This is a genomic window from Halobellus ordinarius, from assembly GCF_031823395.1.
GTDB lineage: Archaea > Halobacteriota > Halobacteria > Halobacteriales > Haloferacaceae > Haloquadratum > Haloquadratum ordinarius.
The window spans coordinates 1-12,705 of record NZ_JAVQKJ010000003.1; the positions used below are offsets into that span (position 1 = coordinate 1).

The 12,705-nt window shown below is 52.0% G+C and carries 12 protein-coding genes; 9 read left to right on the forward strand and 3 right to left on the reverse strand.

Annotated features, from left to right (window positions below):
- Window positions 1–1,312: 1,312 nt before the first annotated feature.
- From RJT48_RS03480 to RJT48_RS03510, 7 genes are all read left to right on the forward strand, one after another.
- Window positions 1,313–1,939 (forward strand): helix-turn-helix domain-containing protein, encoded by a 627-nt coding sequence (locus tag RJT48_RS03480; RefSeq protein WP_311170855.1) that lies wholly within the window; start codon window positions 1,313–1,315, stop codon window positions 1,937–1,939.
- Window positions 1,940–2,497 carry a PIN domain-containing protein gene (locus RJT48_RS03485; protein WP_311170856.1) on the forward strand — a complete coding sequence of 186 codons (558 nt, stop codon included), beginning with the start codon at window positions 1,940–1,942 and terminating at the stop codon, window positions 2,495–2,497.
- A 731-nt stretch (window positions 2,498–3,228) separates the two neighbouring features.
- Complete coding sequence (locus tag RJT48_RS03490; protein WP_311170857.1) at window positions 3,229–3,609, forward strand: hypothetical protein; 381 nt, start codon at window positions 3,229–3,231, stop codon at window positions 3,607–3,609.
- Window positions 3,609–4,652, forward strand: a complete 1,044-nt coding sequence (locus RJT48_RS03495; RefSeq protein WP_311170858.1) for an ADP-ribosylglycohydrolase family protein — start codon at window positions 3,609–3,611, stop codon at window positions 4,650–4,652. The genes RJT48_RS03490 and RJT48_RS03495 overlap by 1 nt, the downstream gene beginning before the upstream one ends.
- Window positions 4,642–5,856, forward strand: coding sequence for a HEAT repeat domain-containing protein (locus RJT48_RS03500; protein ID WP_311170859.1), 1,215 nt, complete (start codon window positions 4,642–4,644; stop codon window positions 5,854–5,856). Before RJT48_RS03495 ends, RJT48_RS03500 begins: the two co-directional genes overlap by 11 nt.
- Window positions 5,857–5,969: 113 nt before the next feature.
- Window positions 5,970–6,425 (forward strand): PDDEXK family nuclease, encoded by a 456-nt coding sequence (locus RJT48_RS03505; protein ID WP_311170860.1) that lies wholly within the window; start codon window positions 5,970–5,972, stop codon window positions 6,423–6,425.
- Entirely contained in the window at window positions 6,425–7,465 is a 1,041-nt protein-coding gene (locus RJT48_RS03510; protein ID WP_311170861.1) for a hypothetical protein, read from the forward strand. Before RJT48_RS03505 ends, RJT48_RS03510 begins: the two co-directional genes overlap by 1 nt.
- Before the next feature lie 62 nt (window positions 7,466–7,527).
- On the opposite strand, the gene RJT48_RS03515 is transcribed toward RJT48_RS03510, so the two are convergent.
- Together RJT48_RS03515 and RJT48_RS03520 are read right to left on the reverse strand one after the other, a co-directional pair.
- Window positions 7,528–7,845: a hypothetical protein gene (locus tag RJT48_RS03515; protein WP_311170862.1), complete on the reverse strand. Its 318-nt coding sequence runs from the start codon at window positions 7,843–7,845 to the stop codon at window positions 7,528–7,530.
- A gap of 77 nt (window positions 7,846–7,922) precedes the next feature.
- On the reverse strand, window positions 7,923–8,183 hold the full coding sequence (locus RJT48_RS03520; protein ID WP_311170863.1) for a DUF433 domain-containing protein: 261 nt from the start codon (window positions 8,181–8,183) through the stop codon (window positions 7,923–7,925).
- A gap of 356 nt (window positions 8,184–8,539) precedes the next feature.
- Here RJT48_RS03520 and RJT48_RS03525 point away from each other — a divergent pair, with 356 nt between their 5' ends.
- Window positions 8,540–9,565 (forward strand): Cdc6/Cdc18 family protein, encoded by a 1,026-nt coding sequence (locus RJT48_RS03525; protein ID WP_311170864.1) that lies wholly within the window; start codon window positions 8,540–8,542, stop codon window positions 9,563–9,565.
- A gap of 261 nt (window positions 9,566–9,826) precedes the next feature.
- A complete protein-coding gene (locus RJT48_RS03530) occupies window positions 9,827–10,522 on the forward strand; it encodes a hypothetical protein (RefSeq protein ID WP_311170865.1) in 696 nt (231 codons plus the stop codon).
- Between the two features lie 169 nt (window positions 10,523–10,691).
- Here the strand turns inward: RJT48_RS03530 and RJT48_RS03535 are convergent, their stop codons facing one another.
- Entirely contained in the window at window positions 10,692–12,605 is a 1,914-nt protein-coding gene (locus RJT48_RS03535; protein WP_311170866.1) for a DUF6735 family protein, read from the reverse strand.
- Window positions 12,606–12,705: the final 100 nt, after the last annotated feature.

A 12,705-nucleotide genomic window follows, 5' to 3' on the forward strand; every position in this document is an offset into this window, starting at 1 on the left:
CATCGCTAGCCGTCTGAGCGATCCCATATCGCCAGACGGCGTCCAATTCCCGGTTAGCTTGACGGTATTTTCCTGTGAGAGCGTCTGAAACTACAGTCAGTTAGCGGCAAAACAAGGCATAATACCTTCAGCAGCGTGGACTGCACTCCACACGACAGCCAACCAGCGCGGTCACATCCACTGCGCGTCTGTGGTTTGGACAGAGTCAGCAACCACTACACTGGGAACCTGGCATAGACCACGATAGTCCCGAGCGATACTTCGACTCACAGAGATGCCGAATATATATCGAAATAGTGATACAAGATGCAAAAGCCGGGAACCAATATGGCGCTTGAATAGGACCCGCCAACCGGCGGCAAAAACATATATCACCCAGATTGAATATCGCACACCCATCTATTACTACACACACCTATGGAAAATCACGGGGGTAATAGAACTGTGCGAGAGGAAAATAACAGATTTTAATATCTCCTTGTTGTTTCTAAAGCCCTCAGAAGCTCTAAGCTATCTCCCGGTCTATTTAACATAATTTTGATGAATAGGGTGAATTCATAATAAATTCAATAAGGAAAACATAAAATCGCCGGATGAAAGCGGGGTGAAATCCTAATAAATCGGGGGATGCTCACCAGTTGTGGAAACGTGATTTGATCGATGCTAAATGCCCATTATAAATTCAATATGAATTCACGAAAAGCGCAAGCAAGCAAACGGTCCCGAGTTCATTAGAATAACAGTATAATTTCCCGAAAATTCAAAGACACGAGTAGAATTTCGTCGACATCCACTATCGCACCGGATCGACCCGCAATAATAGTTAGTAAACTAACTTAACTGTGTATTGATAAGACGTGAGAATCACCCCGTAATAAATAGCATACGAAAAACCAAAAACCACGAGACGGCAGAAATCGGGGCGATGTTATAAATAGCATATGCAAAGTATGAAATCGCTGTACAGCGCCGCTCGTTATAAATAACATCAGAATTGTATGAGAAGGAATTGAGAAAAGATCAGATACATTCAGTATAATATGATAAATAAATTTGCTTACTATGGAGAGAGCAGCGTCTCAGTGCCACATCAAAGATTACTAAATTCTGATAATTCTCACGTGTAGCACCTCTACGAACGCCTGCTGATTACAGACTTGAACCCCTCTTTACCAACGAGATGGGCAGTTCTCGTTGGAGCCGCACATCTTGATGAAGTCGTCGACAGACTCCGGGACTAGGGCTATCGATCCCGCGAGGAGTACTTATCCAAGACAAACGCTTATGGTTTCGAGTTACGTAACTCTACACAATGAGCTACGAGACAGAGCACGTGCGGAATGTAGGTGACGGCATACAGCCGATTACTGGCGTCCCGACGTTTACGGAGTTACTCACAAATTCGGCTCTTGCTGGCCTCTATACAGCGATTCGCCGCTCACCAGGCATTACTGCGCCCGACCTCGTCAAGACGGCAGATGTCTCGAAAAAGACGGTCTACGAGTACCTACACAGATTAGAACAGGCGGGCCTCATCAGTGAAATGGAAGATGAGACCAGTCCCAGCCCGTACGAAGCTGAGGACTTCGAGTTACAACTCACAATTCGAGGCGTCGAAGTGTCGATCACTCCTGAACTCGTCGCAGTCGTCGCACACGCCGACGAATACCCGATCATCGCCCGGGTGCGCGACGACCACGGACTCGTGACCTTCGCCCTCGCTCACGATCTCATTAAATCCCATAGCGAGGGCGACATCACTGTCCGGCAAATTGCTAGCCTCACTACCCTCTCACACGGAACTACATACGATCTTCTGGAAGCACTCTATGCAATCCACGACCTCGGTGATGATGACTCCAGTCCAACTACATACACGCCAGCTGATGTGGTGGACGAAGACGACGACCTACTGACGGAATTGACTGAGCAGTTGTGAATGTACACGGCAAATATCGTGGACACGGTGATTTTTCGCAGCCTGGGGAAATCTTCGAGCCCACACGTCCAGTCGCTCACGGACGCGGTTGAACAGGCTGGAACAGAACTATGGGTTCCATCGCCCATTTACCGTGAGCTGACGGGCTACGGGACGGAGCCGCCGGTGAATCCCTATCTTGATGACGGCGTTGAAGACGGATGGATCCGGGTTGCGATACCACTCGCCGGGAATCGAGATGATGCGTTTGAATCAGTCACAAATCCAGTTGAACAGGCGCAACATCTCGCAGACGAATTCCTGAACCAGCGGAGCAAGTACCCGGTAACCAATAACTGGCGGGACGCGTCGATAGTTGCGTTAGCGGTACGGTTGTTTGAGCAGAACGCTCGAATCCGTGTTATTACTCACACAGCAGATGAACGATTAGCACGAGCGTGTGCTCGGATTCCGCCTGAATTCGGCTACTATGAGATCGAATCCCGGTACTACAACCCACCTCAGACAGCGAAACACGAATTTCCAACCGTTGAGGCACTCACGTGGAGTGATCAGTAGCGAACGCTGTACGCCATCACAACCGTCACCCTGCTGGTTCAACAAGCCATTAGCCGGTTATGACGCTACTGAAGCCAGCGACTACCCTGTTCCCGAGCCGCAACGAACGGCCAAGTCAAGTGGAGCCAGCCCTGACCTTACCGTGACTGTCATCCGCAGATAGTTAGTACCGGAACTGATCGCTGGAACGAGCTGAGTCTCCGGACCGGTTCGTAAACTCCCACGTATAGATACTATTACGTGCCAGTTGACGAAGATCTCTTCGTCGCCAAGTTCTCCCAGTTCGACAGTCGATTCGAGTACCCAGAACGCTTCTTGGTACCGGCACTTGTGTGCATCGCGTGACTCAGGGACTGCGTGAACCTTAGGTTCCTCAGGTCCGCCAGGAACTCAGTGCAACTGAGGACTGCGAAGTGGTTATGCTGGGTGAGCGAACTAAGGATGTACAGTTGCACCAGGAGCATAGTGGGCATCCGTCAGTGAGCGTTCCTATACAACACCACGCCAGCAAGGTGGGACAGGTAGTTGAGGTTCACTAGGTAACGTATTCACCCGGTCCGTCAGGCGTGCTGCGTAGGCCTGCCAGATTCGCTCGACGTGTGGCACACGAGGAACACTGGGCACACCCTATGGAGATAGGAGTTGGTGACGTGGAAGTTGAAGGCATTCACGGCCGACTGGACTTTCCGACCAACAAATTATGTCGGGACACTCTCATAGTGAATAGTATCATGCCACTCATTCACGACTACTACTGTACGAACGAGACGTGTGGGTTCTCTGGGCCGAGTGGCTGGGGGTACTATATGTACGCAGAAGCGGACGACGGCGAACGAATAACGTGTCCACATCCCGGCGAACAATCGAAAGCCCGTGAGGTAATCGGAGAAGATGCAACTGATGAGGAGTTCGATAGTCGCACCGGATTCAATTATCACTGTGTCTGTATCGACTGTGTCGAGCAATTCGACCGCGACCCGCACCGTGATCAGTTACGCTGTCCCAATTGCGGATCTACCGCGATCGAACTGCTCGTCGAGCTCGTTGGGCAGCGCTGTCCGGAATGCAGGGATGGGGACTTCATTGCTGAGGATACGGGGGCGATCGCCTGATGCCGGTTGAGAATGCGTTCGAGGATCGTGCAAAGGGAGTTTTGCTGGGGCTTGCCTGCGGTGATGCACTCGGTCGTCCGGTAGAGTTCGCCTCACCGGAGCAGATCAAGCGTGACCACGGACGCGTGACCGAGATGCTCGGGAATGGAACCCATCGCCAGCCAGCAGGCACGATTACCGATGATACTGAGATGGCGCTGTGTATCGCCCGCAGCGTGGTAGAACAGGATCAGTTTGATCCGGCGGATGTAGCTGAGCGCTTCGTTGCGTGGTACGAGAGCGGCCCGTTCGACATCGGTGGGATGACGCGGCGCGCTCTCAGCCGCATTCAAGACGGGGAGTCGTGGGAGACGGCTGGCGAGCGGGAGTGGGAAGCAAGCCCAGAAGGGAGCAATGCTGGGAACGGGAGCGTGATGCGGTGCGCACCGCTGGCTATTGCGTACGCGGACTATCCGGCTGCGCTCGTCAGAACAAGCATTGACTCATCCCGGATCACCCACGCAGATCCGCGCTGTACATTTGGCTGCGCTGTCCTCAATCTCACTATTGCTGCCGCTCTACAAGATCAGGATGCACCACTCAGTACCGCGTTACATCTCCTTGCCGAGGACCTGGCCACGAGTATGCAGCGAACAGCCGGGGTCATCCCTGACGGTGCATCGCCAGTACTCGAAGGGGGCATCCCGGAAGAACTCCGAACCACTCTTGAAGCGATTCCAGACGGAATCAATCCGGATCAACTCTCGAATAGTGGGTACGTCGTCGATACGCTTCAGACTGCCCTATACGACGCAGTGACTGCTGAATCGGCTGAGGAAGCAATCATCACGGCAGTCAACCGGGGCGGGGATACGGACACAATCGGTGCGATTGCCGGAGCAATTGCTGGTGCGCGGTTCGGGGGTTCATCACTTCCGAACCGATGGCTCGATGAGATTGACGAGTGTGACGAGTTCGAACAGGTTGCTATCGAACTGGCTGCTCACCCCCACGGTACAGGAAGCAATGACAAGTCCTCTGAGGGGAATGGCGATGGGGTTTGATTCTGCTGAAGAGGAACGGCAGGCACACTATCCGGAGCAGGGATACAATCTCGTCGAGATGGATATGATGAAACCACCTGGCGAGGCCCTCACGAAAATCGGGCATTCCCTGCGACTGTCCGAGCTTACGATTCCGCCAACCACAGATCTCACTGACTACGTCGTGTACGACAAGGACGGAAACGACTATGGACGAGAGAGTGTGTCCGAACTGCCGGACAGCGATAACTCCGAGGAACTTGAGGAATTGATTGAATCGATTCGGGTTGATGAAGGGAGAGAACGACGGATTGCGCTTGCACGGCTAGCCAAGACTGTTGAGAGAGATCCCGAATGTGGTCTGGATGTGATCCCTATTCTCACGTCGGAGTTACGTGCTTTCGAGATCGAACTCCAGGTCGAATCCCTTCACATTCTCTCGACAGTGGCCGAGGAATACCCAGAGCAGGTGACGCCAACCGCCAGCGAAGTAGTACCCCTTCTAGACGTGGGGGGTGATTCAGGGCTTATCCCGGATGCAGTCCAGATCATATCAGCGATAGCAGAGTATGAGCCAGACGCTGTCGTTGATGCGGTGCCAAAGCTCGCAACGCTTCTGCAGGCAGACTCACCAGCTGAACCGACGGTACTCACCGCGTTAAAACGGATTGCTGATGTATATCCGGACGCGGTCGTTCCAATAACACCAGACCTTATCACGTATATCGAGCAGGGAAGCGATTCGAACCGTATCGGAGCAATCGCCGTCCTGGGTACACTCTCGAAGGATTATCCCCACATAGCCGAGGAAACGATTCCGACAGCGACGGAACTGCTGAACGCTGAGAACCATATGCTCCGGGCGAACGCGACCGGGTTACTTGCTGATCTGTCTGATGAATACCCCGCGGAAGTTCGGGCCAGTGTCCCCCGAGTGATTGATCTATTAGATGACGATGATGAGAAGGTGCGATACAACGCGACCTCAATCCTTGCGCGGGTCGCAAAACAGTATCCGGAAGATGTCGAGCCAGCGATTCCGTCGCTTATCGATGCGCTGGACGAGGACTTTGAATACTCGCGTGGGAATGCGTGCTGGGCGTTGGGGTACGTTGAGGCGGATCTGGCCTTGGATGCTCTTGAAGAACGGAGACAGGTTGATTCGAGCGAGGAAGTCAGAAATGCTGCAGAGCAAGCTATCCAGTTGATCGAAGAGGAGTCCTGAGAAGCGTTGACAGCCTCACAATCTATTGGTAAGGGGTGGTCACTCAAAAGAATCAGTATCACGAGAGACTATTGTGGTGGGCACTTTTGTGAGATGTAATGGCGCGAATATGGGTGACGAATGGCACACCAACGATGCCGGGAATTTTGAATCCTCTTACTGCCGCGTGTGATCGCGGATTCGTTCCGGATCAAGCACAAATCCTCTCGAACCCTGGCGTCGCTGACTCGGTTGCGGCGGCCAGTGAGATGTTCGACACAATCATTGATGCCTATGGCGGCAGTGCTGACATATCCCAGTACAGCCTTGAGAGTGAAACGGACTTTCCGGAGATAATCGAATTCTACCGGTCAGCTATCGAGGCAGCCGAAGAGAATGGAGATGAGATTGCCGTTGATGTCACTCCTGGCCGGAAGTTTATGTCAGCTATCGCGTTCCAAGCAGGTTTTCGATTTGGAGCCGACCACGTCTACTATTTCCATCGAAAAGCAGGCGGGTATTATGGACAGTTCTACTCCGAAATTCCACGGACAGCTACTGACCTCATCGACTTCACAGAGGTACTGTAATGCACGTCGAACGCCAGCGACTTATGGTTCTGCTGAACGCACTATTCGATCAAGACGTACATTCAATTCCTGTCGAGCATCCCTGTGACGAAATTGGGGAACTCGTTCGAATCGAACTGGAAGACAATGGTCGGGCGTCAGTTCGATTCACACAGGGGTCATTGACGTACCAGGACAACCGTGAGTCGATTCCCGCGAAGTACGGTGAGGCTGCCTACGACGATCTACCGGATGCACAGACGTATACTCGAACGATGGTTGCCAGCGGACACATCGAGCTGGCGAACCTAGACGCTATCTCCAAGTTCGTTAACCGACACGGCTACGCTGACCTCGAAGCGGGCCACGACCCTGTCGTCGTGGGACTTGACGCGAATATTATGCCGTGGCGGCTGCCCGAAGTACTCGGAATCGACAGTGAAACCGGCGACAGAGATGACCGTGGACGGCGGCCAACCAACGGGTACGCGTTAGCGACAGGGGTCAAAGAGGAACTTGACTGGCATTTCAAGCAGTACAACACTCACGAGCTGACCACAGCATTCGGAGAAGAGTTCGAGCGGTTGGATAGTCAGCCCGCGGGCGCGAACCGCGAAGGACTGCTTGGCCTCTACGAGTACCGGCGACTCCGTACGAACCGAACAGTCGATATTGTTGAATGCGAGACTGGTGACGAAGCGATTATCGAGCGGTACCGGAAGTTCAACGAGGAGAGTCGGAAGAAGGCAATCTTGTTCAGCAATGACCGTGAATTCGTTGAGCGCAGTAATTCCGCCTGCGTCCCGGCACAGCATATTGAGTATCCGGTTGATCTTCCACGGAAAGTAACAGGCTCCTGGACAGACGCGTGTGAACTGCTCTACTACCTATCTGTCCTGTTCGGAGTCGTCACACTTCCGAAGGCCACGATATATGGCGTTTGGAACGGGAAAGATGGCCGACACTGGCAACACGAGCAGCTTGATGTTGATTGTCGCAGCCCGAAGATCGACCCGCAACTAAACCGGGACTTCAGGATTCTCGATTCAGTAAATCACTAAGATACCAGAGAGACTGATCGAGGACAGAACAGCGTCAGATTGGTTTGAGATTGGGGATAGCCTCAATTCTCTATTTCGATGTGATAGACACCACTAAATGGTTGATCTCGCGTATTCTGACTGGATTTGTCTAAATCAGATAAGGAGATTGTGGCTTCAGGAAGTTGCGAGGCAAGTTCTGACTTCAATTCCTGAATGGTGGTTTGGTTTGTTTCTGTATTTTCAAAGGCAGTTGTCTGATACTCAAGCTCCCCAGCCGCTGGTTCCCAAGTAGTTGCTATCTGAAAATCATACTCATTAAGCAACTCAGACACTGTTTCTTGGTCACTTTCGTCAACACCAATCACCCAAACGCGTAATTGAACTGACGTTCCGGGCATAGACTACTATTGCCTTACACCTCGGAATAGGTATTTCGATTGAAAACACATCCTGTGACTTGAGGTCGATCCAGCAGTCACGGCTCTCGAATGGACTGCTGTCGAGCTTCTACCTGTGCCCGGAGCGTTTCCATCAATTCCGGATGCTCGTCATAGTACTCAACAGCAGCCCGAATCTGACTGACATCAAGATCGAACTGCGCGGCCGCATCTTCGACGAACCACTCTTGCTCTCGTACGAGAGTCCCGATCTGGAACACGCCGACGCGCGTCCCTTCAATTCGGGGCTTCCCGTGAAGCACGTCTGGCGTTTTCACGATGCGAACCGTGGTACGCATCTCACCCCGGACTACCGTTGACACGGCAATAAGGGTTCTCCCGACCAGCGGTCAGCGTCGGTAACGGCGAACACAACACGTGGGGACGCTGGTTCTGTGCTAGGTTCGTAAACTCCCACGTATAGATACTAATACGTGCCAGTTGACGAACTTCACCGCAGTCTGTTCGCGGCCCCGTACCGATTCGAGTGGTTCAATCTGAGGGTAGGTCCAGAAATCGATTCCGGAAAAATCTGTGAAAGGCCTGTACTGCTGGGTTTCAGTGGTTTGGGCGGTATATTATGTCGCGCAGCCAGTTTCCGGAAATACCCCACCCACATTTTTCATCTCTGCGACTAAACTAATCTCCTGATTCAATGATCAGCGATGCTCGTGTACTCCGGGCCGGGTTCGTTCCCCGTGAGGTCGAGCATCGTGACGCCGAAGTCAATCACCTCTCCAGCGTGCTTGAACCCCTCACGAACGGGGATCCGGCTGAGACGGCGATTGTTACCGGGCCGAGTGGGGCAGGGAAAACGTGTATCTCCCAGTTCGTCACTGAACGTCTCCGTGAAGAGGTACTCGATATTGAGGCGACGTATGTGAACTGTTGGCGGAACTACACGCGGTTCCGCACACTGTACCAGATTCTCGACGATCTCGGACGAACGATCGATATTCACCGCCAGTCGACCCCGCACGATGAGTTGATCGACCGGCTCCAACAACACGAGGGCCAGCGATCAGTCGTGATCCTCGATGAGGCTGATCAACTCGAAGATCCGAGTGTCATTTACGACCTGCATAGCCTGCCGCAATTCTCTATCATTTGCATCGCCAACAAGGAAGAGGAGCTTCTCAGTCGTGTCGACGACCGGCTCGTCAGTCGCTTGCGTGCCAGTGAGCACGTTCGGATGGACAAGTACCACGACGAGCAACTGTACGACATCCTGCACGCCAGGGCGAAGTGGGGACTGGAACCGAACGCGATCACGGACGAGCAGTTGTACCGTATCGCGGATGCGGCGGCCGGTGATGCCCGGTTAGCGATTGGGATTCTGCGAACGGCAGCGAGCAAAGCCAACCGAGAGAACCACGACCGTGTGACAGACGGGATGCTGCTTGAAGCAGCCGATGACGCACGAGCACAGATCCGGCAGAAGAGCCTCGACTCGCTCACTCCACATCAGCGTATCGTCTACGACATCGTCGGGGAGCACGATTCGCTGAGTCCGAGTGAAATCTACGCGCAGTACGCTCGTGAGGTCGAAGATCCGCGGACGAAGCGCACGGTTCGGACGTACCTCTCGAAGATGACGCAGTACAATCTCCTTGAAGCAACCGGGACGAGTCGTGACAGGGAATACGCTATCCGCACCGGTGCGTCACCATCCCCAGCGTAACGTGAGTGCCTGCTGAGAAGGGAGACTGATGCGGTACTCGCGCAGGCGGCCAGCAGGCGTGTTCCGTCTCCTGGAAACGATTCCGGAAATCCCAGACGCTGATAGAATCCACTGGCTGAGGTGCTGTCTGTGCAATCGTAGTGCATTCAGGAAGTCCGGAGAGATCACGCTACGGCTTATCTGAACGACGCGTGTTGAGATCGGTATGACTCGGAGTGTGACGACTGGCAAGGAATTGTGTATCAATACGAGGTGGTGAGAATGGGGACACGACTGACCCACGTCCCGTTCGACATCGAAACCTCTGGGTTTGAGACAACCGCGTGCGTGACGGTCGTTGGCTTCGCCGTACCACTCGGATCCCGCGTGTTCCTCAATACGGGTGGACGGAGTGTCGACCAAGCGAATCTCGAAACGTCGCTTACAGAACGGATCGAGACGAACGTCCAGCTCAGTGTACACGAGAGCGAATACGCGTTGCTCACTGCCGTTGCAGAGTTCGTCGCAGAAACCATCGCACCGAGGGACTACCTGCTCGTCGCGTATAATGGCGAGCGATTCAACGGCGGATTCGACCTGCCATTTCTCCGAACCCGGTACTCGTTGCAGGATCTCGCGTGGCCGTTCGACAGACTCCCGTACGCGGACATCCTACCGCTCATTCAGAACCGGTTCAACACGGTCAGTGAAGACGGAACAGAGCGGAATGATCTCGTGACTGCGTACGAAGTCCTGATTGGCGGTGAACTCGGAGATGTCGACCCGTTCACGGACAGTAGTGAGGCCGTGACAGCGTTCGAGGCTGGTACGTTCGAGCCGTTGGTCGCGCACAACCTCGCGGACATCCTTCGGACAAAGGCACTGGCGAAACTCGCCGAAGAGTACTGCGGGAAATCAGAGTTCAAACTCAAGTCGCTCACACCCTCGGCCCGGGATCCGAGCCTGACTTCCTCGTAAGCCGCGACGGATACTCGGTACTCTACGCGAAGTGAGATAAGTTCTAATCTCTCGGCTCTGTTGAACTCTCAGTCAGTAATAGTACTGAAATATGCATCTGTTAGGTTTGTTCTTCGATGATTGCCTTGAACCCGTCTCACTCTCAAACGTATTGTTCCTTCAGAAACACTCAGTTATCTGTGTCTGATGGTCCATCTATCACGATATTCACCTGGTGTCGGGATTCGTCACTGCCAGGAATCGGATCTACTTCACTTATGTACTCTTCATAAACTTCGACGGGTGCTTCATTTGCGACTTCTTCTACCAGAGTCCTTGCTGAATCGATAGCCTCAGATTTGCTTCCCGTAAACGTAGTCTCGATCGTTCTCGGCTCGGGGCTAAGAACACCATTCTTAGCGCTCATTAGAAGATCAAATGTTTCTCCCAGCTCGCTCATAACCTCTTCTGCAATATCTGTGTCTTTGCCGGTGGGATTCAGGGTATCTACTTGATACTCACACCCAAATTGATTTCGCCAATATCGCGCAAACCCAGTCATTGGACTTTCGAACAAAAAACCAAACCAGTAGGGTTCCGTCTGAGGGTTACAGAGAATTACTTCGTGAGGTTGCTCAGAGGTAAATTGGAACCGCCCATACACCTGTTCACTAATTTCTCCAAACTCAAGCCCTTTCCAAATGATATTTTCAGGGTCGTGCGTAACTTGAACTTCACCAATATCGATTTTAGAGTCCGAGATCGTTTCGTGTACGCTTGTTAGGAAGGTGCGTACGCTTGGGAATTTATCACTATGTGTAGACCCTTTCACTTGGTCCTCATAGAGCTGTTCCACAAACTCTGGAACAACCTCTACATCTGCCATTACCATCGGTATCTTCTGCAGCAACTGTATGGATTGAATCCTTGATGGCGTAGTACTATCATCCAGATCTGCAATTACGATGTCGCCGTCTTCGATGTGAGTTGCGACTCCAATAAATTCCTCAGCTGTTTGTTCTAAGTCAACGATTTGTACATCGTCGGATGATAATGCAGACTGATTAACAACGCCCGTCTTTCCATACTGTTCGGTAGGTTTGAGAAGTGCTGATTCACCATCTGTGTCTATAACACGGTATCTTTCACCGCGTACTCGCTTGTTTGGGGCGTATGCTTCGGATATTTCCTGAAGAAGGCTCGTGAACGGTTGAGTTCCTTCATCGTATATCATCATCCCAAAATGCCGATATGCCTGTTCAACAAGTTCTCGTTCAAACTGTTCGTATTGGTCTTGCGTGGGGGTACCACCACTTTCTTTTAAAAGACGCAGTGATACATCGACACGAATCGAGGAAGCTCGATTGATAATCGAATTCAGACGTTGAGAGACATTCCCTTCGTCCCAAGGGAAACTTATCAGGACGCCATTCCCAACCCGATGCGGTTCAAACAGGTTTTCAATAGTCTTGGGGATTATATTGACATATTCTTCTTTAACGAGCGTATTGGACTGGAGATCACTCTCTTTCGTGGCCGTGTTTACTGTCCCGGAAATGGTTTGGAAAATCCCCAGATGGTGCAATTCGAAGAAACGTCGATAGCGTATATTTTCGAACTTGTCTAATGAATATCCATCCGATGAAATAATCGCTTCTGGTACAGCTTCTTCAAGTTCCGTTTCAGATGCGTTTTCAAACCGATTTCTGTCGTAGACTTCCAAATCAAACATCTCTCGAAGTGCTATGAAGATGCCAGGATAGGTCCACATTGGATAGTAAAGCTGTACGCCTTGATTTGAGACCAGATAAAACCCCTCATACGCCAGAAAATCAATGTTTTCTCCCACTTTCCTTCGAGGAACACGTTGACTAACTGGTTGAGGGACAACCGCCTTTTTTAGGCTATCTACGACTCGAAAACGTTGATCTTCCGCTCCGTCTGGCAGTTTTGGCTCTACATCTGGGAGCGTACGAGATCGTTCACCTGAAACGACATCTTCTAGGTAGGGTTTCAGATAAAACTCGTCTGCGCCATTGTGGCTCCAATACAAATCGAACGTCCCATCAGAATTCTCGAACGCGATTAAGGCACTCTGTGACATATTACGGACTTTATTTGAATGGGTATAATACTGCTGACGATATGGGATTATATTCGTTCACAGAATGAGGCCACTGGATTCCCCGCCACAGACATCGACA

Excerpts from the sequence above, each read along its gene's own strand:
- RJT48_RS03490 (WP_311170857.1), top strand. The coding sequence starts at position 3,229 with ATGCCACTCATTCACGACTACTACTGTACGAACGAGACGTGTGGGTTC.
- RJT48_RS03500 (WP_311170859.1), top strand. The coding sequence starts at position 4,642 with ATGGGGTTTGATTCTGCTGAAGAGGAACGGCAGGCACACTATCCGGAG.
- RJT48_RS03515 (WP_311170862.1), bottom strand. The coding sequence starts at position 7,845 with ATGCCCGGAACGTCAGTTCAATTACGCGTTTGGGTGATTGGTGTTGAC.
- RJT48_RS03480 (WP_311170855.1), top strand. The coding sequence starts at position 1,313 with ATGAGCTACGAGACAGAGCACGTGCGGAATGTAGGTGACGGCATACAG.
- RJT48_RS03525 (WP_311170864.1), top strand. The coding sequence starts at position 8,540 with ATGATCAGCGATGCTCGTGTACTCCGGGCCGGGTTCGTTCCCCGTGAG.
- RJT48_RS03510 (WP_311170861.1), top strand. The coding sequence starts at position 6,425 with ATGCACGTCGAACGCCAGCGACTTATGGTTCTGCTGAACGCACTATTC.
- RJT48_RS03530 (WP_311170865.1), top strand. The coding sequence starts at position 9,827 with ATGGGGACACGACTGACCCACGTCCCGTTCGACATCGAAACCTCTGGG.
- RJT48_RS03535 (WP_311170866.1), bottom strand. The coding sequence starts at position 12,605 with ATGTCACAGAGTGCCTTAATCGCGTTCGAGAATTCTGATGGGACGTTC.
- RJT48_RS03495 (WP_311170858.1), top strand. The coding sequence starts at position 3,609 with ATGCCGGTTGAGAATGCGTTCGAGGATCGTGCAAAGGGAGTTTTGCTG.
- RJT48_RS03485 (WP_311170856.1), top strand. The coding sequence starts at position 1,940 with ATGTACACGGCAAATATCGTGGACACGGTGATTTTTCGCAGCCTGGGG.
- RJT48_RS03520 (WP_311170863.1), bottom strand. The coding sequence starts at position 8,183 with ATGCGTACCACGGTTCGCATCGTGAAAACGCCAGACGTGCTTCACGGG.